At 57.8% G+C, this 24271-nt stretch carries 25 protein-coding genes; 9 read left to right on the plus strand and 16 right to left on the minus strand.

Annotated features, from left to right (window positions below; genetic code table 11):
• Positions 1 to 182 precede the first annotated feature (182 nt).
• The 3 genes from ACP39K_RS13155 to ACP39K_RS13165 all read right to left on the minus strand — a co-directional run bounded on the left by ACP39K_RS13155 (position 183) and on the right by ACP39K_RS13165 (position 2070).
• Positions 183 to 662, minus strand: coding sequence for a type III secretion system chaperone family protein (locus ACP39K_RS13155; protein ID WP_004938666.1), 480 nt, complete (start codon positions 660 to 662; stop codon positions 183 to 185).
• Positions 663 to 798: 136 nt separating this feature from the next.
• Positions 799 to 1701, minus strand: coding sequence for a 30S ribosomal protein S6--L-glutamate ligase (rimK, locus tag ACP39K_RS13160; RefSeq protein ID WP_016928363.1), 903 nt, complete (start codon positions 1699 to 1701; stop codon positions 799 to 801).
• Between the two features lie 54 nt (positions 1702 to 1755).
• Positions 1756 to 2070 (minus strand): YbjC family protein, encoded by a 315-nt coding sequence (locus tag ACP39K_RS13165; RefSeq protein ID WP_015377290.1) that lies wholly within the window; start codon positions 2068 to 2070, stop codon positions 1756 to 1758.
• Positions 2071 to 2300: 230 nt separating this feature from the next.
• Between ACP39K_RS13165 and ACP39K_RS13170 the strand changes: the two genes are divergently transcribed.
• Entirely contained in the window at positions 2301 to 2564 is a 264-nt protein-coding gene (locus ACP39K_RS13170) for a GrxA family glutaredoxin (protein WP_004938676.1), read from the plus strand.
• Positions 2565 to 2603: 39 nt separating this feature from the next.
• Here the strand turns inward: ACP39K_RS13170 and ACP39K_RS13175 are convergent, their stop codons facing one another.
• Entirely contained in the window at positions 2604 to 2993 is a 390-nt protein-coding gene (locus tag ACP39K_RS13175) for an inner membrane protein YbjM (protein WP_004938679.1), read from the minus strand.
• A 294-nt stretch (positions 2994 to 3287) separates the two neighbouring features.
• On the opposite strand from ACP39K_RS13175, the gene ACP39K_RS13180 reads away from it, so the two are divergent.
• Positions 3288 to 4976, plus strand: a complete 1689-nt coding sequence (locus ACP39K_RS13180) for an aspartate:alanine antiporter (protein WP_004938680.1) — start codon at positions 3288 to 3290, stop codon at positions 4974 to 4976.
• A gap of 456 nt (positions 4977 to 5432) precedes the next feature.
• On the opposite strand, the gene ACP39K_RS13185 is transcribed toward ACP39K_RS13180, so the two are convergent.
• Together ACP39K_RS13185 and eco are read right to left on the minus strand one after the other, a co-directional pair.
• Positions 5433 to 5801 (minus strand): hypothetical protein, encoded by a 369-nt coding sequence (locus ACP39K_RS13185; RefSeq protein ID WP_071796762.1) that lies wholly within the window; start codon positions 5799 to 5801, stop codon positions 5433 to 5435.
• A 471-nt stretch (positions 5802 to 6272) separates the two neighbouring features.
• Positions 6273 to 6785 (minus strand): serine protease inhibitor ecotin, encoded by a 513-nt coding sequence (eco, locus tag ACP39K_RS13190; protein WP_016928367.1) that lies wholly within the window; start codon positions 6783 to 6785, stop codon positions 6273 to 6275.
• Positions 6786 to 7066: 281 nt separating this feature from the next.
• Between eco and ACP39K_RS13195 the strand changes: the two genes are divergently transcribed.
• Positions 7067 to 7801 carry a phosphatase PAP2 family protein gene (locus ACP39K_RS13195; RefSeq protein ID WP_033634209.1) on the plus strand — a complete coding sequence of 245 codons (735 nt, stop codon included), beginning with the start codon at positions 7067 to 7069 and terminating at the stop codon, positions 7799 to 7801.
• A 5-nt stretch (positions 7802 to 7806) separates the two neighbouring features.
• Complete coding sequence (gene ybjG / locus ACP39K_RS13200; protein WP_028127970.1) at positions 7807 to 8412, plus strand: undecaprenyl-diphosphate phosphatase; 606 nt, start codon at positions 7807 to 7809, stop codon at positions 8410 to 8412.
• A 36-nt stretch (positions 8413 to 8448) separates the two neighbouring features.
• Here the strand turns inward: ybjG and ACP39K_RS13205 are convergent, their stop codons facing one another.
• Positions 8449 to 9282: an aldose epimerase family protein gene (locus ACP39K_RS13205; protein ID WP_261267188.1), complete on the minus strand. Its 834-nt coding sequence runs from the start codon at positions 9280 to 9282 to the stop codon at positions 8449 to 8451.
• 219 nt (positions 9283 to 9501) lie between these two features.
• On the opposite strand from ACP39K_RS13205, the gene deoC reads away from it, so the two are divergent.
• The 4 genes from deoC (at position 9502) to ACP39K_RS13225 (ending at position 14837) form a co-directional block, all read left to right on the plus strand.
• Positions 9502 to 10182, plus strand: a complete 681-nt coding sequence (gene deoC, locus ACP39K_RS13210) for a deoxyribose-phosphate aldolase (protein ID WP_016928371.1) — start codon at positions 9502 to 9504, stop codon at positions 10180 to 10182.
• A gap of 151 nt (positions 10183 to 10333) precedes the next feature.
• Positions 10334 to 11098: a DNA-binding transcriptional repressor DeoR gene (gene deoR, locus ACP39K_RS13215; protein WP_016928372.1), complete on the plus strand. Its 765-nt coding sequence runs from the start codon at positions 10334 to 10336 to the stop codon at positions 11096 to 11098.
• Between the two features lie 979 nt (positions 11099 to 12077).
• Positions 12078 to 13376: an HAAAP family serine/threonine permease gene (locus ACP39K_RS13220; protein WP_004938697.1), complete on the plus strand. Its 1299-nt coding sequence runs from the start codon at positions 12078 to 12080 to the stop codon at positions 13374 to 13376.
• Between the two features lie 93 nt (positions 13377 to 13469).
• The gene (locus ACP39K_RS13225; protein WP_048796783.1) at positions 13470 to 14837 is read left to right on the plus strand and encodes an L-serine ammonia-lyase; all 1368 of its coding nucleotides are present in this window, start codon (positions 13470 to 13472) and stop codon (positions 14835 to 14837) included.
• Positions 14838 to 14854: 17 nt separating this feature from the next.
• Here ACP39K_RS13225 and ACP39K_RS13230 read toward each other — a convergent pair whose 3' ends face one another.
• The 9 genes from ACP39K_RS13230 to ACP39K_RS13270 form a co-directional block, all read right to left on the minus strand.
• Positions 14855 to 15556, minus strand: coding sequence for a helix-turn-helix domain-containing protein (locus ACP39K_RS13230; protein ID WP_102025902.1), 702 nt, complete (start codon positions 15554 to 15556; stop codon positions 14855 to 14857).
• Positions 15553 to 16941: an FKBP-type peptidyl-prolyl cis-trans isomerase N-terminal domain-containing protein gene (locus ACP39K_RS13235; protein ID WP_048796784.1), complete on the minus strand. Its 1389-nt coding sequence runs from the start codon at positions 16939 to 16941 to the stop codon at positions 15553 to 15555. The genes ACP39K_RS13230 and ACP39K_RS13235 overlap by 4 nt, the downstream gene beginning before the upstream one ends.
• On the minus strand, positions 16938 to 17360 hold the full coding sequence (locus tag ACP39K_RS13240; protein ID WP_016928377.1) for a YuaE family lipoprotein: 423 nt from the start codon (positions 17358 to 17360) through the stop codon (positions 16938 to 16940). The genes ACP39K_RS13235 and ACP39K_RS13240 overlap by 4 nt, the downstream gene beginning before the upstream one ends.
• 24 nt (positions 17361 to 17384) lie before the next feature.
• Complete coding sequence (locus ACP39K_RS13245) at positions 17385 to 17939, minus strand: fimbrial protein (protein WP_497008568.1); 555 nt, start codon at positions 17937 to 17939, stop codon at positions 17385 to 17387.
• Positions 17940 to 17989: 50 nt separating this feature from the next.
• Positions 17990 to 18628, minus strand: coding sequence for a fimbrial protein (locus tag ACP39K_RS13250; protein WP_033640839.1), 639 nt, complete (start codon positions 18626 to 18628; stop codon positions 17990 to 17992).
• 71 nt (positions 18629 to 18699) lie between these two features.
• Positions 18700 to 19464 (minus strand): fimbria/pilus periplasmic chaperone, encoded by a 765-nt coding sequence (locus ACP39K_RS13255; RefSeq protein ID WP_079451001.1) that lies wholly within the window; start codon positions 19462 to 19464, stop codon positions 18700 to 18702.
• 81 nt (positions 19465 to 19545) lie between these two features.
• Positions 19546 to 22080: an outer membrane usher protein gene (locus ACP39K_RS13260; RefSeq protein ID WP_072270884.1), complete on the minus strand. Its 2535-nt coding sequence runs from the start codon at positions 22078 to 22080 to the stop codon at positions 19546 to 19548.
• A gap of 46 nt (positions 22081 to 22126) precedes the next feature.
• On the minus strand, positions 22127 to 22663 hold the full coding sequence (locus ACP39K_RS13265; RefSeq protein ID WP_016928382.1) for a fimbrial protein: 537 nt from the start codon (positions 22661 to 22663) through the stop codon (positions 22127 to 22129).
• 78 nt (positions 22664 to 22741) lie between these two features.
• Positions 22742 to 23263 (minus strand): fimbrial protein, encoded by a 522-nt coding sequence (locus ACP39K_RS13270; protein ID WP_004938731.1) that lies wholly within the window; start codon positions 23261 to 23263, stop codon positions 22742 to 22744.
• Between the two features lie 664 nt (positions 23264 to 23927).
• On the opposite strand from ACP39K_RS13270, the gene ACP39K_RS13275 reads away from it, so the two are divergent.
• On the plus strand, positions 23928 to 24257 hold the full coding sequence (locus ACP39K_RS13275; protein ID WP_016928383.1) for a hypothetical protein: 330 nt from the start codon (positions 23928 to 23930) through the stop codon (positions 24255 to 24257).
• The last annotated feature ends 14 nt before the right edge of the window (positions 24258 to 24271 follow it).

Genomic DNA, 24271 nt, shown 5'->3' on the forward strand with positions numbered 1-24271 from the left:
CCCAGGGTAAAAAACGCCTTTTATCGATTTTTTATGCAGTTTTCTCTATGTGATACGCCATTAACGGCGCAAAAGGCGAGAAAGATCGGGCGGTAAAGGCCAAAGTGCAGAATATTTTATTGCGGAGAGGCGTCACGGCAGCATGCCGCCGGAGCGACGGCATGCTTAAGGTATGGCGAGGATCAGTGCAGCATCGGTTGACGCACGGCGCCAGCGGGGATCTCTTCTTCGTCACCCATAAACAGCAGATCGTTCGCCCGCGCCTCAAGGATCACCATCGAGACCTGCTCTTCGCCCTGCTGCATGAAGTGGGTGAACTGCTCGTAGGTGATGCCGACCGCCACGCTCAGCGACTGGCAGACGATCAGCTTCGGCAGGTTGTCGTCCTGAATATCGACAAACGCCTTGATGGTCAGCGAGCTGGCGTTGATCTGGCTCAGGTCCGCCACCAGCGGGATCAGCGCGGTCGGCTTCACTTCGGCCAGCGCGGAGAACAGAATGACGTTGTCCACCAGATCTATCTTGGCGTCGAACACGCCGTCGAAGTTCTGCATGTGCGGCAGGTGCAGCGCCTGGCAGGAATCGCACTCAAAGAAAGAAATGCCCGACTGATCCAGCCAGCGCCGCAACAGCGCCAAATCGGGGACAATGAGTGAATCCATAATAACCAGCCTCACAATATTCAATACGCGAAAAGGCGCATAGCTTACGGAATATTCACCCGATACGCCACGATCAATGCGGCTTAATTCACTAATTCAGATATTGCACGGCGGGAAATGCGCTCCGCCCACCCCGTTAACCGCCGGATTTCAGGCGGAAGCCCGGCCGGCCGCGCTGCTCAATGTATTCGATCATCATGCCGGCGATGTCCAGCCCGGTGGTGGTTTCCACCCCTTCCAGCCCCGGCGACGCGTTGACCTCCATCACCAGCGGGCCGCGCTCGGCGCGCAGGATATCCACCCCGGCGACGTCCAGCCCCAGCGTGCTCGCCGCTTTCACCGCGATCGCCCGCTCCCTGGCGGTGATGGTCACCTTGCGGGCGGTGCCGCCGCGGTGCAGGTTGGAGCGAAACTCACCGGGCTTGGCCTGCCGTTCGATGGCGGCCACCACCCGGCCGCCCACCACCAGACAGCGCACGTCGCGCCCCTGCGCCTCGCGCACGTACTCCTGCACCAGGATGTGGGCATTCAGCCCGCGAAAGGCGTCAATCACGCTTTCCGCCGCCTGACGGGTTTCCGCCAGCACCACGCCGATGCCCTGCGTGCCTTCCACCAGTTTGACCACCAGCGGCGCGCCGCCGACCAGCTCGATCAAATCGCCAGTGTCGTCCGGCGAATGGGCAAATCCGGTGATCGGCAGATCGATGCCCTGCCGCGCCAGCAACTGCAGCGAACGCAGCTTGTCGCGGGCGCGGGTAATGGCCACGGATTCGTTTAGCGGATAGCTGCCGAGCAGCTCGAACTGGCGCAGCACCGCGGTGCCGTAAAAGGTGATGGCGGAGCCGATGCGCGGGATCACCGCATCGTAACGTTCCAGCTGACGGCCGCGATAATGAATGGTCGGCGCCGCCGGATTGATGTTCATATAGCAGGAGAGCGGATCGATGATATCGATGCTGTGCCCGCGATCTTCCGCCGCTTCACGCAGCCGCTTACATGAATAGAGCGATCCGTCGCGAGAAAGAATGGCAATTTTCACTCGTCACCCCAAAAGCCAACGCCTGCCCGGCAGGCGGGTTAGCGGCCGCGGCGCTCAGGCGCGCGGATCGCGATCCTGATTATCTTTCGATGCGTCTGCATCTTGCGGTTTGCGGCGATCGTTTTCCGGCGGCAACCCGCCGCGCATCAGCGGCCCGAAGCCCTGCACCACGCGCCATACCAGAAACGCCGCCGCCGGCACCATCAGCGCCACGCCGAGGAAAATCATGCCGACCGCCGCCTGCTGCGACGCCAGCCAACCCGGCAGTTGCAGGTGGCCGTGAATGCTGAGGTAGGCCAGCACCAGCATCACGATGCCCAGCCCTTCCAACACCAGCACCGGGCGCGGTAAGTCACCGAATGAACGCATATTTTTCCTCTCCAGAAGATCTGCCCCCAGTGTAGTGAATTCCCGCCGATGGCGACAGCCCCGGCAGACTAATTGGTTACATGAATCAGATTAACAGGTAATTCCTGCTTTTTTTTCACCGCCTCAACGGGCATAGTAGGCGCCATCTGACGCAGGTAATGACTTTTTCGGTGACGGGATGTCGTTGCAATCGCGAATAATTTATCGAAAATCCAATTAAGGAGCGTTGCATGTTTGCAGTAATCTTCGGGCGTCCTGGCTGTCCTTATTGTGTCCGCGCTAAAGAACTGGCGGAAAAACTGACTGAAGAACGCGACGATTTCAACTTCCGTTACGTTGACATCCACGCGGAAGGCATCACCAAGGCCGATCTGGAAAAAACCGTCGGCAAACCGGTTGAAACCGTGCCGCAGATCTTCCTGGACGAGAAGCACATCGGCGGTTGCACCGATTTCGAAGCTTACGCTAAAGAACACCTGAACCTGTTCCAGTAAGTTTTTGAACGACAAAAAAGGCGCTTAACGCGCCTTTTTTTATTGCCGCTGCCGCCGGTGCAGCTGCTGCAGCGTGTGCAACAGACCGAGGGCGAACAGCATCAGCATCGCGCCGAACACGCACCAGAACACCGCGCTGGTGGCGTAAGCCAGCTCCTGCCAGAACGAATAGGACGGCGTCAGCCAGAAGTGGCGGATCAGCAGGCACAGCGGCAATGCATACAGCGCGCCAAGCAACGGGCAAAGCAGCCGCTTGCGGCTCGACAGATAGCTGGCGATTGCGCCGGGGATCACAAACAGCAGCAGGCCGGTTTCACCGTGGTGCTCATGATCCGTGCTGCCGAACAGGCCGGTTTGCTGGCCGAGAAACACCAGGCTGAACAACAGAAAACAGCTGAGAATGCCCAGCCAATATCGATAACTCGTCATGCGAATTCTCCCCCGCCCAATTACCGCATCAATAGAAATCGGCCCGATCACCCGTGCGGTGACGCTGAACCGAATTTTTTCCTTGGTCAAAAGAGAGTTAAATGCGCCCGGCGGCGCAGGAAATCAGCTTTCTGTGCTGGCTGTCATCGGTCATAGCGTCTAGAATGAACGCCGCCGAACGATGGTTCGCTTCGCCTTGCGCTGGTGGTGATTCATGATGTCGTTTTAAGGCTGAATTTATCTCTTATAGTTATCTATATCAAGCACTTACTGGTAAACAATAAGTTATCCTCCGTGAACATAAACGTCGCTAGTTTGTTAAACGGTAACTACATTCTGTTACTGTTCGTGGTACTCGCACTGGGGCTATGCCTCGGTAAACTCCGTCTTGGCTCCGTCCAACTCGGTAATTCCATTGGCGTTTTAGTGGTTTCTCTGCTGCTCGGCCAGCAACACTTCGCCATTAACACCGAGGCGCTGAATCTTGGCTTCATGCTGTTTATTTTCTGCGTCGGGGTGGAAGCCGGGCCTAACTTTTTCTCGATTTTCTTCCGCGACGGCAAGAATTACCTGATGCTCGCGCTGGTGATGGTCGGTTCGGCAATGGTGATCGCCATCGGCCTCGGCAAGCTGTTCCACTGGGACATCGGCCTGACCGCCGGCATGCTGGCCGGCTCGATGACCTCGACGCCGGTGCTGGTGGGCGCCGGCGATACGCTGCGCAACACCATCGTCAACGGCCCGGCGCTGCTAGCGGCGCAGGATCATCTGAGCCTCGGCTACGCCCTCACCTACCTGATCGGCTTGGTCAGCCTGATTTTCGGCGCGCGCTACCTGCCGAAGCTGCAGCACCAGGATCTGTCCACCTCCGCCCAGCAGATCGCCCGCGAACGCGGCCTGGACACCGACAGCCAGCGCAAGGTCTACCTGCCGGTGATCCGCGCCTACCGCGTCGGCCCCGAGCTGGTGGCCTGGGCCGACGGCAAGAACCTGCGCGAACTGGGCATCTACCGCCAGACCGGCTGCTACATCGAACGCATCCGCCGCAACGGCATTCTGGCCAACCCGGACGGTGACGCCGTGCTGCAGGTGGGCGACGAGATCTCGCTGGTCGGTTATCCGGACGCCCACGCGCGGCTGGATCCGAGCTTCCGCAACGGTAAGGAAGTGTTCGATCGCGATCTGCTCGACATGCGCATCGTGACCGAAGAGATCGTGGTGAAGAACAGCAACGCGGTGAACAAACGCCTGAGCCAGCTGAAGCTGACCGACCACGGTTGCTTCCTCAACCGCGTGATCCGCAGCCAGATCGAAATGCCGATCGACGACAGCATCGTGCTCAACAAGGGCGACGTGCTGCAGGTAAGCGGCGACGCGCGCCGGGTGAAGAGCGTGGCGGAGAAGATTGGCTTTATCTCGATCCACAGCCAGGTGACCGATCTGCTGGCGTTCTGCGCCTTCTTCATCATCGGCCTGCTGATCGGCCAGATCACCATTCAGTTCAGCAACTTCTCGTTCGGCATCGGCAACGCCGCCGGCCTGTTGATGTCCGGCATCATGCTCGGCTTCCTGCGCGCCAACCACCCGACCTTCGGTTATATTCCGCAGGGCGCGCTGAACATGGTGAAAGAATTCGGCCTGATGGTGTTTATGGCGGGCGTAGGCCTGAGCGCCGGCGCCGGCATCGGCCACAGCCTGGGCGCGGTCGGCGGCCAAATGCTGATCGCCGGGCTTATCGTCAGCCTGGTGCCGGTGATTATCTGCTTCCTGTTCGGCGCCTACGTGCTGCGCATGAACCGCGCCCTGCTGTTCGGCGCCATCATGGGCGCCCGCACCTGCGCGCCGGCGATGGAGATCATCAGCGACACCGCGCGCAGCAACATCCCGGCGCTGGGCTATGCCGGCACCTACGCCATCGCTAACGTGCTGTTAACGCTGGCGGGTTCTCTCATCGTGGTGCTATGGCCAGGCATACTCGGCTGATCGATTAGCGGGAGAGATGGATCGGCGATAAAAATATTTTGATTTTTTTGTCGCCGGCCAGAACTTTCGTTGGGGGCCGCAGTCTGAATTAGTGCCACTGCTTTTCTTTGATGTCCCCATTTTGTGGAGCCCGATAATCCCGCCTTTTAGGTTCAAGATTATCGGGTTTTTTGTTGCCTGCACGCCGCCGCCCGCGGGACCGCCATCAGATGGCAGCAATACCTCAACTGACGACGTACAGCGCGTCCGCTCCTTCCTGAAACATCGTTTCTCTTAACGTTTAGTGTCGGGCGGTCGGCTATCAACCAATGCATTTCCCAAGGTTTGATTGCAGAAAGAGTGAGAACGGAGTGACTGTATTAATTAACAATTGGGTCTGAACCCAACAACGGCCTTATCAATATCTTAATATCAAAAAAAGCAAGACATCTAAGGTGCCTTGCTTTTCTTTTTACATTAACAAGCGCCAAAAAGAACGACAGAGAACAGAACGGAGCCGTTCAGATAAATAGTGGCCTTCAACCCCGTAGGAATAAAGGAACCACAGGTCTCTGCGCACACTTTAAGCTGCCCACCAATGGGAATTGGAATAGGCGAAGAAACGCAAAAGTCACCGTAGATAGGAATGGTAAAACAAATTTGGTTGTTTGCTGGGTTATAACTGGCCCCAACGCAAACCGAAAGTTTAAGCGCCAATACCCCCTGCTGCTTAAGGTCTACAGGTACCGGCGCCGGTGTTTTTTGCGAAAATCCAACCGCAGTAAAATCAGCAACATGTTCATTTTGAGCATGCGGATCTTGTTCATTGCATTTACAATCAGCCATTGGAATATCCTCGTAAGTTTTTTTAGATATTAATTAGCGAACAATGTAATTGCCGTGGAGCTAATTACATTGATGAATCTAGCAGCACAATAATTAATTTCCATCCCTTTGCCATTAAATAAAATCAATAAAACAACAATAAAATGATTAATAAGAATATTTTTATTTATGTAACTGAAACGGTTTGTTATTAGCCAAATAATTGCAATTCACAACAATATAATCAGAGATAAAGGGGGGTAAAAATGAGGATATTGCGAGTGAGAATTAAAAAAACGCCCTTAAACCAAGGATATTAACCTTGTTAGCTTGAGTCACTTTCTATTTTCCCTCTGTAGGTTGAAAAAATTTGGCTAAGCACTCGGCTTTCCTGACTGAAAATAAAAAACCGCCTGAAGAGCCGCATATAATTGCAAAATGCTCTTCAAACGGCTTGGTACAAGATCATGTATTCACAGCGCTAATCGCGGATTACTTTGATTCAGCCTGGCTTACGGTATCTTCGGCTTTCCAGATGCGGTATTTCACTTCCGCGTCTTTCGGCGCATACACCACGATCGGCAGGCGGCTGTTGTAACGCTGCATCGCGGCGTCGCCCAGGTTGGCGGCGATGAATTGCTTGGTCTTGGTGTTGTCCGGGCAGGCCATCATGGTCGAGGCCGGTTCAGACAGCTTCTCCAGCACCAGGTAGTCGTAACCCCAGCCGGACAGGGTTTTGGTCTCCAGCGTGCCGCCGATCATATGGCGGTTGCAGTCCACTTCCAGCGTCTTGCCGATCAGCAGTTCGACCTTGTAGTTCTCTTCGTGCTCTTGCTTCGGCAGGTAGATCACCTGGCGATTCATGCCCTTCTCGGCTTTCGGGTAAGGCGCGACTTTTTCCAACGGCTGTTTGCTCATGTCAGCGTCATCGCCAGAGGTCGCCGCCATAGCGCCGGCGGAAACGGCCATCAGCAGGCCGGAAAATACAACGGATGCCTTGTTCATGTTTTATCCCTACACTTTTTGTCAAATAATCCGCCTATAAACTAATACACTACCGCCATGCTCGCCACAAGTTTAATCTTCTTTACAATAGGCGATAAACAGTGACAATCGCCTGATATAACCCATTAACCGGAGCAATACCCCAAAAAACCGCCGATTAAGACGAGAGAAACACGCGCTGACCGGTGCCCAAGCGGAGGGTTCTCTTGCCGCAGGACTAAGGTTTTCTTAAGACAGAATTATTACAGTGGCGCTATTCAATCCTGTCACCGAGCCTGCGCGTGAATCCAGAATCGTCATTAAATCAATCCTCAACGGCACAGCAAATTAAGACAACCGCCCTTTACTCCCTGCCGACATCCTTTTACCGTTGGCAAGTTTTTGGCCTGCTGATCAGCGGTTTGGTATTCCTGTGGCTCTCCCGCAACGAACAGCTGGACTGGGCGATCAGCAATTATTGGTACGATGCCGCCAGCGGGCATTTCCCGTGGCAAAACAACTATTGGCTGGATCTGATCAATCACCGTCTGTTGAAGCAGATAGTGATCGTGGGAGCGGTGCTCACGCTGTTTTGGGGCATCTATCGCCGCAGCGCGCGCCTGATTGTCAGCATGCTGCTTCTCGGCATCGGCCCGCTGGTGGTGGGCATTCTCAAGGCCACCAGCGCGCACTCCTGTCCGTGGGATCTGATCGAGTACGGCGGCAAGGCGATGTCCTTCCCTTTATTCGGCGCGGTACCGGCGCTGCCGGGCCCCGGTCGCTGTTTCCCCGGCGGGCACGCCTCGAGCGGTTTCGCGGTCATGGCGTTATTTTTCCTGTTTTATCCGCAGCGCCCGCGCCTGGCCTGGTGCTGCTGGTGCGGCGGCATTGCGCTCGGCATGTTGATGGGCTTTGGTCAGATCATGCGCGGCGCACATTTTCTTACCCATAACCTGTGGGCGGGTTGGTGGGTTTGGTTAAGCCAGTTGGCTATTTATTGGATGATTAGCGGCTATTGGCGCCGCAAGATGAGGTAACGGTTATGGAGCAGTTAAACCATGTTCTTTTCGCCTGGATCAATGCGACCCCGGCATCTCCCGAATGGATGATCGATTTCGCCACCTTTTTGGCGCGCGATCTTATCATTATCGTGCCGCTGCTGATCGTCGGCCTGTGGCTGTGGGGGCCGCGAAGCCAGCTGGTTTCACAGCGCGAAGTGGTGGCGAAAACCACGATCGCGCTGCTGTTCGCCATGCTTGCCGCCTCCGCTATCGGCGCGCTGCTGCCGCATGAGCGTCCGTTCGTCGCCGGCGTGGGTTATACCTTCCTGGCGCACGCGCCGGACAGCTCGTTCCCCAGCGATCACGGCACCGCCATCTTTACCTTTGCACTGGCGTTCCTGTTCTGGCACCGGGTCTGGTCCGGCGCGCTGCTGATGATTGTCGCCGTCGGCATCGCCTGGTCACGCGTTTACCTCGGCGTGCACTGGCCGCTGGATATGGTCGGCGGTTTCCTGCTCGGCCTGGTCGGCTGCCTGTTCGCTCAGCTGGTATGGAATCTGTTCGGTGATGTCCTCGCCGACAAGCTGTCGCGTCTGTATCGCTTCCTGTTTGCCTTCGCCATTCGCCGCGGCTGGGTGAAAGAATAACCGCATAACATGACAGGGGCGTTACCGCCCCTGCTTTCACACCACGCCGGTGGTCACGCAAAACGCCCGCGTTTTTCCCGCTCCCAGCATCACCCCCTCACCCTCTGGCGCATTCGGGCGGCAGTTCGCCGGCTGGATAAAAGCCAGCAGCCGCCTGTTGCCCTGGACAGCGATGCGCCGCAGGCCATAGTTGAATTGCCCGGTGGCAAAACGCGTCACATAGCGCCGGCCTTGCGGCGCCAGCATAAAGAACTCGGCCTGATCCACGTAGCGCGTCAGATCGTCGGAGCACAGCAGTTCCTGCCCGATCGTATCCCCTGACAAAGCCGGCGTCGGCAGGTTCTGGCGGAATACCGCGTCGGGAATGCAATCATAGTTGAGGCGGCAAACATAGCGCAGCGGCTGCGGCCGCTCGCCCAGGTTGGTAATCTTCATCTCTATGGCGAACTGCGCGCTCTGGGCCGCCAGACGCAGCGCCGGGCCGATGCGCCAACGCTCGCCCAACCGCTCGCCTTCACCGTGCAACGTCAGCTCATCGCCCGCCAGCTGCAGCCACACGCGTTGCATCTGGATCGGCGCGCCGTCGTGACCCGGCCAGGCGGGACAGAACGCGGCGTCGTCAGCGCGCTTTCTTCCGGCGCCCCGCGCACTGCGGCGGCCCGATTTCAGCGAATGACCGTCAAACTCGGCGTCCCAGATCGCGAGACCCTGATACGGTAAAACCCTCAGCGCGCCACGGCGATTCGCCAGCGTCAGCATCAGCCCGCGTTCTGCGCAGCGATGCGCGCTCACCGCGAAATCCGCGTTGCGGAACAGTTCCTGCCGATGCGTCCCGAAAGCTTCAGGAGCCAGATCGATGTTGATCTCCATCTTTTTTCCCCTCGACGTTTCGCCCGTGCAGGCCGCGAGCAGCCACTGAAAATGTTATTAAAATAACAAATAATCCACCCCTAAGTTATACAGATAACAGTGAAGTAACTATGATCTCGTCGACATTTTTCAAATCCCGCTAGGTTTATCGATGTTGAAATGTTATTATTTTCACATTACCTATCCATGCTCTTTTCTCAACTTCACTAAGGAACCGCGATGACCACCGAAAGCATCGATTACGCCAGCTATGTTGACCACACCCTGCTGGCCATGGACGCCACCGAAATGCAGATCGCCAAACTGTGCGAAGAAGCGCAGCAGCACAACTTCTATGCGGTATGTGTCAACTCCGGCTATGTGCCGCTGGCGGCCCAGCTGCTGCAGGAAAGCACCGTGAAAGTCTGCTCGGTGATCGGTTTCCCGCTGGGCGCCGGCCTGACCGTCGCCAAAGCCTTTGAAGCCAAAGCGGCGATCGCCGCCGGCGCGCAAGAGATCGACATGGTGATCAACGTCGGCTGGTTGAAAAGCGGCCTGCTGGACGAAGTGAAAGCCGACATCGCCGCCGTGCGCGAGGTTTGCGCGGCGATCCCGTTGAAGGTAATATTGGAAACCTGCCTGCTCAGCGATGCGCAGATCGTCCAGGTTTGTGAAATGTGTCGCGAACTCGATGTCGCCTTCGTGAAAACCTCCACCGGCTTCAGCACCGGCGGCGCTCGGGAAGAGCACGTCAAACTGATGCGCGAGACCGTGGGCAGCGAAATGGGCGTGAAAGCTTCCGGCGCCGTGCGCGATCGCGCCACCGCCGAGAAGATGATCAAAGCCGGCGCCACGCGTATCGGCACCAGCTCCGGCGTCGCCATCGTCTCCGGCGCCCAGCCGGCGGCGGGCAGCTACTGATCGTCGGCTCGCCCTGACGGGCATGGCCATACACTCCGATGCGGGACAATACGGGCGGCTGATGCGGCCCGATATTGCCCCGCATCGTTGTGTTTAGCGTCGGAAATGCCGGCTCGCCTTTTATCTCTATTACCTGTGGGAAGACGGATCTATGGAAACGCGGCGCGAAGAACGTATCAACCGGTTAGTTCAGGCGTTAAAACGCGCTGACAAGATCCACCTGAAAGAAGCCGCCGCGCTGCTGGGGGTCTCGGAGATGACCATTCGCCGCGATCTGAGCGCCGAACCGGCGGCCGTGGTGTTGCTCGGCGGCTACGTGGTGACCGATCCGCGCAGCAACGGCGTGACCAACTACTTCGTTTCCGATCAAAAAGCCAAACAGGTCACGGAGAAACGGCGCATCGGACTGCTGGCAGCGCCGCTGATCAATGAAAACGACACGGTGTTTTTTGACTGCGGCACCACCACCCCGGCGATCATCGACGCCATCGCCGACGAGTTGGCTTTCACCGCCGTGTGTCATTCGCTGAACACCTTCCTGGCGCTGCAGGACAAACCGAACTGCAAGGTGGTTCTGTGCGGCGGCGAGTTCAAGCCGAACAACTACATCTTTTCCAGCGTCGGCGGCCGCAACGAGCTCGATCACATCTGCCCGAACATCGCCTTTATCTCCGCCGCCGGCCTCAGCCTGCAGCACGGCGCCACCTGCTTCAACTTCGACGAGCTGGAGATGAAGCATCGCGCCATGGCGATGGCGCAGCAAAAGATCCTGGTGGCAGACCACAGCAAGTTCGGCAAAACCAAGCCGGCCTGCATCGGCCCGCTGACGCAGTTCGATCGGGTGATCACCGATCGCCAGCCGGGCGCCGACTTCCTGGCGTTCTTCAACGACAACGCCATCGCTATCCGCTATTAATTCGCCTTCAGCGCCGTCATAACCGACGGCGCACCGCGTCGATATCCCTCTTTCCCCACCGGAAAATGAACAAATAATGCGCAATCAATTCACGTTTTTCGCTTATCCGCACGCAACATCAGGTTAATAAAATGCAACAGCTCACCCGAGTGATTATTTTTTCGCAGGCTAAACACGCGGTCGGCTGGGTGAATTAACGGCTATTTATGGCTTTTATATGATAAATCGTGCCAAAGGCCAGGAAGTTTAAATAAACGGCGGTTTACGCGATTGCAGCAAATCTCACCAATACCTGTTAGGTATCTGTTATTTATATGATGAATGGTTACGCATTTTTATCCGCTAACCACGTAAGTAATTCCCCTTCGTTACTAGCGGTGAATTTTAAATAAAAATCATTAAAAACAAAAAGATAAATTCAATTTACCTTAAAAACACAATGTGATCCACATCACTAAAACTGCTTAATCCGGGTTTTTAGCTAGATCCAAAACCACGCATAAAATATATTGCTCGGCTTGCTGCTGGGCACAGCGCTTTATCCGGCTAATTATTGTACAAGCCACATAATCGCAGAAATTTTTATGAGAGCGTTCTCAGCACAAAATCTTACACAAATGTGCAACAAATGCGCGAAAAATCGATGAAAAAGCAGATAACTGCACATATTACGCATTTGAGAGCAGGATCACGGTTGTTTCTACTGTAAATCGTTATCTTGCCGCCAACAAAAATCGACAGGCAATGACCTGTCGGCAGCGGTAACGACTTTTATCACCCGTGAAGGTGAAAAGTCTTTAGTGAATTACCCGGCGCTGTGCCTTGGTAATGAACGCAATAAACAACCAGGGGGACGCCAAAACATCCCCGCAAGCAACACCTGATTCTTACCGCAAGCGTTGCCTGAATAGGACGTTTGACGGTTTAACCTTAAGTTTTGCCTTTTAATTTTAAATTCGTGTTCACTTCGGAGATATTTATGGACACTACACAGACCGGCACAATTGCCTCTGCGGCCTCGGGCTCCAGCAGTACCTGGCGTAAAACGGATACCATGTGGATGTTGGGCCTGTACGGCACCGCCATCGGCGCAGGCGTCCTGTTCTTGCCCATCAACGCCGGCATCGGCGGTTTGATTCCTCTGATCATCATGGCCATCATCGCTTTCCCGATGACCTTCTTTGCCCACCGCGGCCTGTGCCGTTTCGTTCTGTCCGGCAAAAATCCCGGTGAAGACATCACCGCCGTGGTGGAAGAGCACTTCGGCATCACCGCCGGTAAACTGATCACCCTGCTGTACTTCTTCGCCATCTACCCGATTCTGTTGGTTTACAGCGTGGCGATCACCAATACCGTCGACAGCTTCATCACCCACCAGTTGGGCATGACGTCGCCGCCGCGCGCCATCCTGTCGCTGATCCTGATCGTCGGCCTGATGACCATCGTGCGCTTCGGTGAGCAGGCCATCGTGAAAACCATGAGCATCCTGGTCTTCCCGTTCGTAGCGGTGCTGATGCTGCTGGCGGTATACCTGATCCCTAACTGGACCGGCGCCATCTTCGAAAACGTGTCGCTGTCCGGCAGCGGTACCGGCATGGGTCACGGCCTGATCATGACTCTGTGGCTGGCGATCCCGGTGATGGTGTTCTCCTTCAACCACTCGCCGATCATCTCCGCCTTCGCCGTCGCCAAACGCGAAGAGTACGGCGCGGACGCCGAGAAGAAATGCTCCCGCATTCTGGCTTACGCGCACATCATGATGGTGCTGACCGTGATGTTCTTCGTGTTCAGCTGCGTGCTGAGCCTGACGCCGGAAAACCTGGCGGAAGCCAAGGCGCAGAACATCTCGATTCTGTCTTACCTGGCTAACCACTTTAACAACCCGATGATCGAGTACATCGCGCCGGTTATCGCCTTCGTCGCCATCACCAAATCGTTCCTGGGCCACTACCTGGGCGCCCGTGAAGGCTTCAACGGCCTGGTTGCCAAGTCAATGAAGAGCCGCGGAAAAACCGTCAGCACCGCCAAGCTGAACCGCATGACCGCTATCTTCATGCTGGTGACCACCTGGATCGTCGCCACCCTGAACCCGAGCATCCTGGGCATGATCGAAACCCTGGGTGGCCCAATCATCGCCATGCTGCTGTTCCTGATGCCGATGTACGCCATCCGTAAAGTGCCTGCCATGCGCAAGTACAGCGGCCACATCAGCAACGTATTTGTGGTTGTGATGGGTCTGATCGCCATCTCTGCTATCGTGTTCAGCCTGCTCGGCTAATCACGTCCGGCCGGCGCCGCTGCGCGCCGGCCCTCCCGCACTGCCCCCATTTCCCGTATTCACCGCCTGAAACCTGAAGAAGGAGGCGAGACCATGGTCAGCGTTTTCGATATTTTCAAAATTGGCATTGGCCCATCCAGTTCTCACACCGTTGGTCCGATGAAAGCCGGCAAACAGTTCATTGACGATCTGATCGCCCACCAGCAGCTGCAGGACACCACCCGCGTGGTGGTCGACGTGTACGGTTCGCTGTCGTTGACCGGTAAAGGCCACCATACCGATATCGCCATCATCATGGGCCTGGCCGGCAACCTGCCGCACGACGTGGACATCGACAGCATTCCGGGCTTTATCCGCGACGTCGAACAGCGCGGCCGCCTGCCGCTGGCCAACGGCCACCACGAGGTGGATTTCCCGCAGCATGGCGGCATGAATTTCCACGGCGATAACCTGCCGCTGCACGAAAACGGCATGCGCATCCGCGCCTTCGCCGGTGAACGCTTGCTGCACAGCAAAACCTATTACTCGATCGGCGGCGGTTTCATCGTCGACGAAGAGCACTTCGGCCAGTCCGCCGAGGGCGCAACGCCGGTGCCCTACCCGTTCAAATCGGCGCACGATTTGCAGCAGCATTGCAAAGAGACCGGGCTGTCGTTGTCCGGCCTGGTGATGCAGAACGAGCTGGCGCTGCGCAGCAAAGCGGATATCGACGCGCACTTCGCCGACGTCTGGCAGGTGATGAGCGCCGGTATTGAGCGCGGCATCAACACCGAAGGCCTGCTGCCCGGCCCGATGAAGGTGCCGCGCCGCGCCGCCGCGCTGCGCCGCATTCTGGTGACCGGAGACAAGAACAATATCGACCCGATGAACGTGGTCGATTGGATCAACATGTTCGCGCTGGCGGTCAACGAAGAGAACGCCGCCGGTGGCCGCGTGGTTACCGCCCCGACTAACGGCGCCTGCGGCATCATCCCTGCGGTGCTGGCCTACTACGACAAGTTCATCCGCCCGGTGAACGCCAATTCCTACACCCGCTACTTCCTGGCGTCCGGCGTGATTGGCGCGCTGTACAAGATGAACGCCTCGATCTCCGGCGCCGAAGTGGGTTGCCAGGGGGAAGTGGGCGTCGCCTGCTCGATGGCGGCGGCCGGGTTGACCGAGCTGCTGGGCGGCAGCCCGGCGCAGGTGTGCATCGCGGCGGAGATCGCCATGGAGCACCATTTGGGACTGACCTGCGATCCGCTCGCCGGCCAGGTTCAGGTGCCTTGCATCGAACGCAACGCCATTTCCGCCGTCAAGGCAGTCAATGCCGCGCGCATGGCGATGCGCCGCACCAGCGAACCGCGGGTTTGTCTGGATAAGGTCATCGAAACCATGTACGAAACCGGCAAAGACATGAACGCCAAATACCGCGAAACCTCACAGGGCGGGCTGGCGATCAAGGTCGTGGCCTGCAACTGATCGCCACGGCAAGGCACTTAAGGCGCCGGCCGGTCCGATTTGGCCGGCGCCGTCTCAATGCCGTTCCTTCCCTGCCGCAACGCCCGGCTGAATGCCGGTTCGAGCCCCATGGCGCCGGGACGGGCGCTGTGTCGCAGCCACCCATAAAGCTCGGCATTACGCCGGAATCCCATTTTGCGCATAACGCTCATCTTGTGGTTGCTGACGGTTTTCACGCTGATGTCCAGCATCCGTGCGATTTGCGTCACCCCCATCTCCCGCGTCATACAGCGCATGATCTCCTGTTCGCGCAGCGTCAGGCCGCGGTGCTGGCATATGCAGTTCCTGCCACAACCCGGCCTGCCCGGCCATTTGCTGCGCCGTTCCAGCTCGGCGCTCACCTGATACAGCGCCGAGACCAACGGCGTATCGTGGTAGATAACACCGGCCTCCAGCGCGCAACGGTTCCCAACGGTGCGCTTATGCCGCCCCTCCGGCGTTCGCAACGAGAAATACAGCGTTTTGCGCCCCGCGGTCTGCGTCTCAAAGAAGTGACAAAAACAGCTTTGCACGCCGGGAGGAAAATAGCAGAACACCAGATCGGCTTCGTGAACCTGCTGCGCATCCAGTAACAGCGTGCGCTTGCCGTAAGTGCTGAAGTGCAGCGCCAGAGCCTCCTGCCAGCCGGCGCTGAAGTAACGGTTTTCATCAAATAGCGCGATTTTTATCATCGTGTTCATCCCTGCCCTCCCGCCGTTCCGGCTTCCCGTTTAACCGCCTGGGCGCCCTTTGCCGGCGCCTGACTGTTGTCGATGCGTAATTCATAAATCATGGTGGCGTTAGGTGGCACTTTCGGCGGGTAGCCGGTTTCGCCGTAGGCCAGCGCCGGCGGCACAACCATCGTCAGCGAACCGTGGTTGTGCAGATGGCTTATCGCCTCCCTGAACAGTGGCGGATACTCGGACAGCGGTTGCGACAGCACCTTGCCGCTCAGTTCCATATCCTGGATCACCGTACCGTCGGTCAACTTCTCCTTCACGACCACATCGACCACCGCCGTTGGTGCCAGCGCGCCCTCCCCGGCGTAATCCACCCGATACCAAAAGCCCATCGCCGACTGCTTTACGCCCTTTTGTTGACTGAATCGCGCCAGGTAATCTTCATCACGCCGCCGCTGTTCGTTAACGCGTTTCTCACGCGCGGCCACGGCGGCGGCATCCGCCTGCGCCGTCAGCGCATCCAGTTCATCCGGCGGCAGCCGCAAACGCCCCGAGACGCTATCGATGACGCCCGCCAACAGGCTGTCGCGGTCCACCGGTACGCCCCAGCTTTGACGCGCCGCCACTACCCCCTGAATGTCCCGCCCCAGCGCACTGCCCGCCGCATAGGACAAACGCTTGCGTTCATCCTTCAACTGCTCCGGCGTCACTTCCCATTGCAGCCGCTTATGCAGCGCCAATAGCGCTTCGCGCGTCTGCTGGGTCACTTTCTGCTCAGCGGCCCGCTTCTGCTCGCTCTCTTCCAACGCGGCGCGCAGAGCGTGCAACGCCTCCTGGTGCTCGCGTTGGCGTTGTGCAAGCGTCTGTGCCGATGCCTGCGCGGCAGATTCCAGCTCGGTAACGCGCCGTTCGGCCTGCGCCGCCGCCGCTCTGCTTTTGGCGGTTTCCTGCGTCGCCTGACGCAACAGCGCCTCGGCGCGCTGCGCATCGGGCGAACCGCGCCAGGCGGCGCCCAGCCCGGCGATCCACTGCTGAAGCGTTGACGAGTCCGGCAACGTCGCGACGGATGGCGTCGCTTTCTCCGCCCGCAACGCGGCGAGTTCCTGGCGCAACATCGTCAGTTCCATTCGCTGACGCGCCAGCTGTTGATCACGCGCCAATAATTCCTGGGTCAGCGTAAAAGCTTTGGCCGATGAAGCAGGCTGGTTGGCGCCCGACGTGCGCTTTGCCGGCTCAGGCCTTTTTTGTCCCGCCCCGCGGTCGGCTGGCGCCGCTTTTTCGTTCGTCGGCACGGTGTTTTGCCGTTGATACTGCTCGGCAAACTGCAGCAGCGCCGGCACGCCGTCGTCCGCCAGCGCGACGCCGGAGAACAGCAGAGCGACGCAGCCCAGCAGGCGCAGCCTCATTTAATCTGCTCCCCGCGATCCGCCAAGCCGGTCAACACCGCCTGATTCACCCCGGCGCACAGATAGTTGACCTTGTAGCGATACAGCGCATCCACCGTCGCCTGCGTGTCGCCGTTTACCCTGGCGCGCAGGCTGGCGTACTGCGAAGCGCCGCTCATCAGGCTGTCGAAGGCCTGCTTATAGCGCTGATACTGTTTCTCGTCGATCGCGCGCAATGCCCCCAGTTGCTGCTGGCACTGCTGCAGCTGCTCGGCCTCACGCTGCTTGCGCAAAGCCTCTTCTGACGGAGGTTGCACAACCTGATTTTTAGTATTCACGGCGGGCTTGCCCGACTTTTGGCTTTGGCAAGCGGCGGCGCTCAACGCCAACAGGCACAGCAGCCCCATGCGCAGGGCGTGATTGACGTGCTTTCTCATCATTGCGTTTCTTGTCCTTGTAGACGCTTATTCGTATTCCAACGTAAAAGTGGCCACCGCGCTGAAAGTGCCGCGGCCGATGGACTTCGTCTGGATAGCCTCCGGCTCCCCTTGCACATAGGCCTGCAGCGCAAGCGTGGTGTTGCCGGCATTCAGGCGGAATTTATCGCTGGCGCGATTGAGCGGCAGCGCCTTGCCGCTGCTGTCCTCCAGCCCGATGCCGATCCCCGACGCCAGGCTGCCGGCATCCAACGCCAACAGGCCGGGCAGTTTGGCGTTCTCGGTGCCGGTAAACGTGATAGCCACCGTATTGCCTAGGCTGAGATCGCACTCGGTCAGGTGCAACGCGAAGGTTTGGCTGTGGGAGCGGGTGTTCAGATACAGGTATTTGTCGACGATGGTGCCGAAATCCAGCGGAATGTCCTCATCCCCTGGCTGAATGACGCACGGCTCGGCCACCAGCGTGCCGTGAAAGCGCATGTTTTCCGCCGCAGTCGCCGACTGCGCCATTATGCCGGCCGCCATGACCATGCCAGCCCCCAACAGCGCGCTCCGGCGCCGGTTCGTCTCTGTCGCGCGCATGACGCCACTCCCTTTGGTTGCGCTTGCGCCGACCGGGCGCAAGCGGCGTATTAGTCGTAGTAAAGCCGGAAATCGATCGCCGCACGGTAAGCGCCGGCGCTCAGCGTCGCCGGGGTGCGCACCGGCGTCACCGTGTACATCAGGGTGTTTTGTCCCGGCGTCAGCAATACCGGTTTGTTACGCGCGCCGAGGCGCACAGGCAGGCCGGTGGCATCTGCCAACTGCAACCCCAATCCGGTAACGCCGGCGACCCTGACCAACCCCGGCGCGTCGTCATCCGTCGGCGCGGCAAACGCCACGGACACCGCAGGCTGGCTGCCGCTCCAGGCCAGCACTCCGGTCCAGGCGTCGCGGTTGCTCGCCGGCGCCCGCAGACAGTCTTTCAGCGTCAGCTCGAACGCCACCGGCGTGCCGCGATCGCCCGGGCGCTGGAAGTGCGCCGTTCCCGTCTCACCCAACCACACTTCCTGACGAGCGGTGGTCATTTCCAGGCTGCAGGCGCTTTCCGTCAACGCGCCGTAGACGTGGAGCGTGCCGTTCGCGCCCTCCACGTCCCAATTGTCTACCGCGCGGGCCGGCGGCATCAGCATCAGCATCGCGCCCGCCGTCAGCGGCACCATCAGCGCGGCCAATACCGTCAGGCCGATAGTGCGTCGCTGATGACGCTCATAGGCCTTTCCCAACAGCATGGGGATCTTTCTTTGCATGATTCGTTCACTCCGCTGTGTTCACTCTGTCTTTCCTGCCTGCGCGCGGCTCGTCATTTGGCGGCCGGCACGGCCTGGCAGGCATTGCCGGCGCAGCGGAAGTTCAACTGCGGCCGCCCGCCGTAATCGTTGATGTACGCCAGCGACGGCGCGTTGCCGAGGCTCGCGGCGGAGACGTTCAGCGGGGCATTGGCCTTCGGCGCCACCATCAACGGTTCAAAGCCCGCCGCCCCTTTCCCGCCCTTGCCGGCGCTCGCCTCAACGATCGTCACGTAATACGGGGTCGGGTTGTTCACCACGTACTTGTCACCCTGCCGGGTCAGGGTCAGCTGCTCCTGCCACGGCGCCGCATTCTTCTTCGGGGCGAGCGCCGCCGGGCGATAAAACATTTTGATGCGCGTCTGCAACGCTATCTGCAGCGTATTCGGCTTGTTGCTGCGCGGTGGGATTTCACGCAGGTTGAAGTAATACAGCGTCTCCCTGTCCTGCGGCAGCTGACGCGCGGCCGGCAGCGACTGGATCTTCACCTGGCTCGGTTTGCCCGGCTCCACCCGCTGCACCGGCGGCAACACGGTGAAAGGGCTTTGGATTTTGTTGCCGCGATCGTCTTCGATCCACCCCTGCGCCAGATACGGCAACTGTTTGTTCTGGTTACTGATGTTGAGACTGACCGTTTTCAGGTCGCCGTCGAAAATCACGCGCGTGCGATCCAACGCGATAGCCGCATGAGCGGGCAGGCCGACCGCGCCGAGCGTCAATGCGGCGGCGAGCGGGCCCACAAGGGAAACGGTCTTTCTGGTCATAGTCAGATTCATCATGTCTTCACGGTTCCAGTCGGCCGAAGGCGGGCAATCCCGCTCCGGCGGTTTAGCGGCGGAGCGCACTCCGCCGGGTATAAGTCAGTTGGCGTCAGCCGCCGGCTTGTTGCCGGCAAGAGGACGGCAAGGCAGCAGCAGCGTGTTCATCAGCATTTCGGCCGGCAACGGCGCCGGCAGCTGGATTTCACACTGCGCCGCGCCGTTCCAATGCACGCTCATGCGCTCGCCGGGGTTGAGGCCGGACAGGTAAACGCTGCCGCCGTCATTGATGATGCCGGTCTCCTGTTTACGGGCATTCAACACCGTGGCGCCGAATGGAGGCTCGCTGCCGTCCGCCAGTTTGACGATCGCCATCGCCTTCTCGCCGGCAATCACCTCAAACTTGCGGTAGCCGATGGCTCCCTCGGTCAACGTGGCCTGCACCACGGAACGCGTCGCCTCGACGTTGTCGCTCAGGCTGTTGAGATCAATGCTGGCCTTATTGCGGTAGTAGCTGTTTACATCCGCCACCACCGCTTTACCGTAACGGTTGGTCAGCACCGTACTGCCGTAGCCGCGTACCGGCACGCCGGCGACGCCTTCGGTATCGAGCAGCAAGCGTGTGCCGCCCGGCGTATTGACACGGTGCAGCACCGCCCCTTCCGCCGCCATCGTCAGGCCGCCCTGCGCGCCGATGCCGACGGCGCTATAGCGGCCGGCCTGGTAGCTGGCGTTGGCGTTGATCTGCGCCATATCGCCCTGATGGCTGTAATAGCCGCTGGCCGTCGCCCCGCTGCGTGCGGCGCCGGCGCTGATCTGATAGTTGTTGTGTTCATCGACCCGGTTGTAGTAACCGACCCGGTGGGCGTTCTCTTCGCGATCGAGCGTCATGTTGTAACTGAGCGTGCCCGCGCTGCCCCAGGGCAGCGACAGCGACAGATACATCCCGTCGTCATTGCGTTCGTTATAGCGGTTGCGGTAGGCCGACAGCGACACGCTGACGCTCTTGAAATCGCCGATATCGAAGTAGCGCGATACCATCAGGTTGTAACGATCGTTCGGCGCCCGATCCCAGTAGGTTTGGTGGCTGTAGTTGAGATAGGTGCTCAACCCCAGATCGCGGAACTGTTTGTTGAAGGTGATGGTGTACATTTCCTTGCTCTTGCCGCTGCGTCCTCCTTCGTAACGCGCATCGAGGTAGTCCCCCATGCTCATGAAGTCCTCCTGGGAGAAGCGGTAGCCGGCGAAGGTGATCTGGCTGTCGTACTGGTCGAAGTTCTTCGAATAGCTCAACCGGTACGAACCGCCGGTCAGAGCGCCCTCCTGCGGCAAGCGCGCACGCGACTGCGTGGCATCGAATGATAACGCCCCCAGCGCCATCAGATCGCGCCCGATCCCCAGCGACAGCGCGTTGTAATCGCCGCCGGCGATGCCCCCGCCGTACAGCGACCAGCCGTTGCTGATGCCCCAGGAGAACTCACCGGTGCCGAACATCGGCCCGCGCAGGTGATGCCCCCATTCCGACGGCTTGCCCGTCGCCAGCTTGTAACGCACCGTACCCGGTCGCGTCAGATAAGGGATGTTGGCGGTGTTCATCTTGAACTCCTGCACGCTGCCGTCTTGCTCTTCGACGCGTACGTCCAGCTCGCCGGAAACCGCGTCGTTGATGTCCTGAATGCGGAATGGCCCCGCCGCCACCTGCGTCTCATACAGCACGCGCCCCTGTTGGCTGACCACCACCTTGGCGTTGGTTTTCGCCACGCCCGTCACTTCCGGCGCATAGCCGCGCAGGTTGGGCGGCAGCATGCTGTCGTCGGATCGCAGACTGACGCCGGTAAAACGCAGGCTGTCGAAAATGTCGGAGTTCAGATAATCCTCCCCCATCGTCAGCCGCGAGCGCAGCGCCGGAATAGCCCGATAGGCGTAATAGCGGCTCCAGTCGAACTGTTTGTCGGTCGACTGAGAAGAACCGGTCTGATGGTTGAGATTAGCCTGCCAATCGGCGCGTAGACGCCAGGCGCCCAGATTGGCGCCGCCGGTGCCGTTGCCGCTCAGGCTGTAACTGCTGCCGCCTTTCTGATGTTTTTGCGTTTGAGCATTGACGTTATAGTCAAACAGCAACCCGGGAATACCGTCATCCCAGCGCGAAGGCGGGTCCCAGTTTTCCGAGCTGTATTCCAGATAGGCCTGAGGAATATTGAGGTACAGCGAGGAGCTGGCAAGATCGCCGCGGGCTTCCATCCCAGCCAGGCTGGAGGCGTCAAGGCAACGGCCGCCGTGCGTCCAGTTCAGCGTGCTCAACAGTTTTTCTTTCAGCCCCAGTTGGTTGACCAACTCCGGCGAAAGACAGGCTTCGCTGCCTTTAGGATCGTTCTCGGGCGCCATAAACGTCACCGGCTGTTCCGGCAGGTCGTTCTTATTGACGTGCACCACCATGGTATAAACGCCCGGCATGATGTAGCCGCTGCGCGTAAATTGGCTCAGATCGATATTTTTACGATCGTTAATGTCCAAGACGTCAGTATTGAATTGAATAACGTCGGCGGCATAAACCAACGCGATCGGATTTCCCAGAGAAAGGGCGACACAGAGCCCCAAGGCCTGAAGACGAAATAACTTCCCTGCCGGTGAAAGCATAATAAAGTCCTTTCAATAACGAATTAACCGTCAGTACGAGAAAAAATCAAAAATAATCCAGCTTAAAACGCACTGTGGAAAAATACGCTCCCACCTTCAACGGCTGGTGATTCGGCATTAACGTCATGGAATAATTCAGCACTCGGCTCCCCGGTATTATTCCCTCCATCGGCAACGGTTCCCCTGGAATAACCGGCCTGCCGCGGCTGTCTTTTATCTTCAATGCGATGCCGCGCGCATCACCCTGTACGCCAAACAAAACGCCTTCCGCCAAACCGTCAAACGTGACCTGAAAGAATTTCCAATCAGGCTTGTTTTCCGGACGTTCCAAAATGCAATTAACCAATTCAATACTGAAAGGTTTAGTCATCCCCTGGCCGTCACGAATGATCTGTCCGATAGGAAGCGTGTCCATATCGATAGTCTGATCGCGGCTGCCGGCGGCAATGGCGCAGGCAGTGTCGATAATGGCGCCGTGCATACTGACTTTGCCCCACCCCTGTGCGGCGGAAATTGCACTGCCGGGCGCAAACGCCAACGACGCCAAAAGAACGGCACCCGCTCGATTCCTTGAAAAAAACATCGCGACATTCCTTTGACACAGAGAGTCACCAGGCATGCGGCGTACCCCATGCCTGGTTGATTAAGCCTGCTGTCTCACTTACTGATAAGCCAGAGTGAAGTCGGCTACGGCGGTGAAATCGCCCGGAACGATGGCTGCGGAAGCGCCTTCACCCTGCAGGTAAGCGGCGAAGTTCAGGCTGTTGTTGCCAGTATTCAGCGTCTGTGCCGCAGTCGCCTGACCCAGTTTGATCGGCTGGCCGCCATAAGTGATTGCTACGCCGGCGCCGCTGGCGGTCCCCGCGATACCCAACAGATCCTTGTTGGTTGACGATGCAATGCCGCTGAAGGTGGTTTTAACGGTTTTCAGCGTAGTGGTATCACACTGCTCCAGCTTGATTTCAAATGGACGCGGGTTGGATTTGCCGCCGTTTTTCAACGCCACGTTAGAAACCTGGCCCAGATCTACGGTCTGATCGATAGACTCGGGTGCAATAGAGCATGGCGCATCAATAATAGAACCCGTGAAGGTCACTTTACCGTGTCCCTGATCGGCTGCCTGTGCAAAAGAACTTGCGCCAAATGCAATCACTGCAGCCATCATGATTTTGTTAAGTTTCATAGAACCTATATTCCTTATAAGAAAAAATGCATATTCCAATCAAGAAAAAGAGCAACAGGAAATCTGCTCGCGCTTATATATGCGCAGCCCTGATTCTTTAGCATCTTGCTGGTTGGTTAACTGCCAAAACCCAAAAATACCGACAATAAACACGTCGATAACGGCAAGTCTGCAGCGGCCCGCCCATTAATGAACTCGTCATATAAAAATAAACGAAATCACAACAAGCAGAGACCAATACTTTCTAACTCGCCCTTCTTGTCTGGCGATGAATATTCTGGCAAATGCCCACCAGCAAAAAAAGTCTTTTTTTGATCAAGACGAACATTCGCAATTTATTTCCTAATTAAAGTTAATTTAGTGTTATTTTTAGGCTCATAGATCGTAAAAAATACTTTTATAGTGCAATATCCTGTTTTTCTCTGTTTCACAATTAATCAGATCGCAAAGCAGCTCTTTGTGAATATAATAAACCAAAACTTTAGGTTTCTGCGTGACACTCCCCCAGCCTGCAAACAGGTAAGAACGGAGTGGGAAACCCCTTTTTTTCAATCCTGATAAATAGATAGGATTTTTCTTGATTCGCGATTTACCTCGTTATTGGTAGGCAGTGAAACTTTGTTTTTTCTTAGGAATACAGCAATCGAAATACAGAGGAAGTGCTATGGAAGCGTTATCTCCAAAACAAAAGGAAATACGGCAATTGCAGCACGATCTGCTGCAAACACTATTCGCGCAGTCGCCCCGTCAATGTCCCGACACCGGACTGCCACCTCAGCATCTGTGGTTGTCTACCCGGCAACTGGCCAACGCCGTCAACGTCGGTGTTTACCGCGCCCGGCTACTGCTGTTGGAACTCGTCGCCAAACAAGAAGTGCTCGTAACAGACGGCTCCATCAACAACTCGTTGAGGTGGTACCCCACCGCCCTACTGCCAGCTGGCAACAAGGAGATACCAGGAATAGATGCGCCTTATTCTCGTTTAACGGAATAACGCCGGCACAGTCA

The organism is Serratia sp. EC4, assembly GCF_059652115.1.

Coding starts and splice junctions, on each gene's coding strand:
- ACP39K_RS13155 (WP_004938666.1), bottom strand. CDS start 662: ATGGATTCACTCATTGTCCCCGATTTGGCGCTGTTGCGGCGCTGGCTG.
- ACP39K_RS13165 (WP_015377290.1), bottom strand. CDS start 2,070: ATGCGTTCATTCGGTGACTTACCGCGCCCGGTGCTGGTGTTGGAAGGG.
- ACP39K_RS13170 (WP_004938676.1), top strand. CDS start 2,301: ATGTTTGCAGTAATCTTCGGGCGTCCTGGCTGTCCTTATTGTGTCCGC.
- ACP39K_RS13175 (WP_004938679.1), bottom strand. CDS start 2,993: ATGACGAGTTATCGATATTGGCTGGGCATTCTCAGCTGTTTTCTGTTG.
- ACP39K_RS13185 (WP_071796762.1), bottom strand. CDS start 5,801: ATGGCTGATTGTAAATGCAATGAACAAGATCCGCATGCTCAAAATGAA.
- eco (WP_016928367.1), bottom strand. CDS start 6,785: ATGAACAAGGCATCCGTTGTATTTTCCGGCCTGCTGATGGCCGTTTCC.
- ybjG (WP_028127970.1), top strand. CDS start 7,807: ATGGAGCAGTTAAACCATGTTCTTTTCGCCTGGATCAATGCGACCCCG.
- ACP39K_RS13205 (WP_261267188.1), bottom strand. CDS start 9,282: ATGGAGATCAACATCGATCTGGCTCCTGAAGCTTTCGGGACGCATCGG.
- deoC (WP_016928371.1), top strand. CDS start 9,502: ATGACCACCGAAAGCATCGATTACGCCAGCTATGTTGACCACACCCTG.
- deoR (WP_016928372.1), top strand. CDS start 10,334: ATGGAAACGCGGCGCGAAGAACGTATCAACCGGTTAGTTCAGGCGTTA.
- ACP39K_RS13220 (WP_004938697.1), top strand. CDS start 12,078: ATGGACACTACACAGACCGGCACAATTGCCTCTGCGGCCTCGGGCTCC.
- ACP39K_RS13225 (WP_048796783.1), top strand. CDS start 13,470: ATGGTCAGCGTTTTCGATATTTTCAAAATTGGCATTGGCCCATCCAGT.
- ACP39K_RS13230 (WP_102025902.1), bottom strand. CDS start 15,556: ATGAACACGATGATAAAAATCGCGCTATTTGATGAAAACCGTTACTTC.
- ACP39K_RS13235 (WP_048796784.1), bottom strand. CDS start 16,941: ATGAGGCTGCGCCTGCTGGGCTGCGTCGCTCTGCTGTTCTCCGGCGTC.
- ACP39K_RS13240 (WP_016928377.1), bottom strand. CDS start 17,360: ATGATGAGAAAGCACGTCAATCACGCCCTGCGCATGGGGCTGCTGTGC.
- ACP39K_RS13245 (WP_497008568.1), bottom strand. CDS start 17,939: ATGCGCGCGACAGAGACGAACCGGCGCCGGAGCGCGCTGTTGGGGGCT.
- ACP39K_RS13250 (WP_033640839.1), bottom strand. CDS start 18,628: ATGCTGTTGGGAAAGGCCTATGAGCGTCATCAGCGACGCACTATCGGC.
- ACP39K_RS13255 (WP_079451001.1), bottom strand. CDS start 19,464: ATGATGAATCTGACTATGACCAGAAAGACCGTTTCCCTTGTGGGCCCG.
- ACP39K_RS13260 (WP_072270884.1), bottom strand. CDS start 22,080: ATGCTTTCACCGGCAGGGAAGTTATTTCGTCTTCAGGCCTTGGGGCTC.
- ACP39K_RS13265 (WP_016928382.1), bottom strand. CDS start 22,663: ATGTTTTTTTCAAGGAATCGAGCGGGTGCCGTTCTTTTGGCGTCGTTG.
- ACP39K_RS13270 (WP_004938731.1), bottom strand. CDS start 23,263: ATGAAACTTAACAAAATCATGATGGCTGCAGTGATTGCATTTGGCGCA.
- ACP39K_RS13275 (WP_016928383.1), top strand. CDS start 23,928: ATGGAAGCGTTATCTCCAAAACAAAAGGAAATACGGCAATTGCAGCAC.